Raw genomic sequence first — 228 nt, forward strand, 5'->3', positions numbered from 1 at the left:
GTAAAGATATTCAATAAAGCGTTGTTGATCAGAAGAAGTATAACGACTACCAAAAATCGCTCCTACTGCCCAATCATTCAATGGAGGCTCATCATAACGTTTTTTGAATGAGTCCCACGCCGAATCACGGGGTTTGTTATTTATGAATTGATTCCGAAGCACTTCCCGAAAATAATCCACTTTTTCCCGAGTTTCTGGAGGCAATAGCTCTCCAAATGGGGCTTCAAG

Annotated in this window: 1 protein-coding gene; it reads right to left on the reverse strand. The window is 41.2% G+C overall.

Going from position 1 to position 228, the window contains the following annotated elements:
* A partial coding sequence (locus tag R0J87_RS25585) for a hypothetical protein (protein WP_498889819.1) occupies positions 1-228 on the reverse strand: 228 nt, incomplete at both ends.

It is taken from the genome of Halomonas sp. SIMBA_159, assembly GCF_046536035.1.
GTDB classification, from domain to species: domain Bacteria; phylum Pseudomonadota; class Gammaproteobacteria; order Pseudomonadales; family Halomonadaceae; genus Vreelandella; species Vreelandella venusta_A.